This window comes from Shigella sp. FC1661 (assembly GCF_001712525.1).
Classification (GTDB): domain Bacteria; phylum Pseudomonadota; class Gammaproteobacteria; order Enterobacterales; family Enterobacteriaceae; genus Escherichia; species Escherichia coli.
Map to the genome: position 1 here is coordinate 1 of NZ_MDGW01000469.1, position 489 is coordinate 489.

At 51.7% G+C, this 489-nt stretch carries 1 protein-coding gene and 1 pseudogene; both read left to right on the top strand.

Annotated elements, in window-relative coordinates; all coding sequences use genetic code 11:
- On the top strand, positions 1–392 hold a 392-nt coding region (gene tnpA / locus BFF42_RS20645), incomplete at its 5' end, for an IS66-like element accessory protein TnpA (protein ID WP_171755356.1).
- Positions 389–489, top strand: a pseudogene (locus BFF42_RS20650) (IS66 family insertion sequence element accessory protein TnpB); the annotation flags it as partial. The gene tnpA and the pseudogene BFF42_RS20650, both read left to right, overlap by 4 nt.

Consider the following 489-nt stretch of genomic DNA (forward strand, 5'->3'; position numbering starts at 1 on the left):
CCCGCAGATCATTTTCAAATGAGTTTAAACTTCAAATGGTTAAACTGGCTTCACAACCAGGAGCCTCTGTTGCCCGTATTGCCCGGGAACACGATATCAATGATAACCTGCTGTTCAAATGGCTCAGGCTCTGGCAGAACGAAGGGCGCATATCGCGGCGTCTTCCGGTAACAACCTCTTCTGACACTGGCGTTGAATTATTACCTGTGGAGATAACGCCGGATGAGCCGAAAGAACCGGTGGCTGCTCTTACTCCGTCTTTATCTACTCAGACTACAGTTAGTGCCAGCTCCTGCAAGGTGGAGTTCCGTCACGGTAACATGACGCTGGAAAATCCTTCACCAGAGCTGCTCACAGTGTTGATCCGTGAACTGACCGGGAGGGGACGATGATCTCACTCCCGTCAGGCACCCGCATCTGGCTCGTTGCTGGGATAACCGATATGCGTAAGTCTTTCAACGGGCTGGGTGAACAGGTACAGCATGTGCT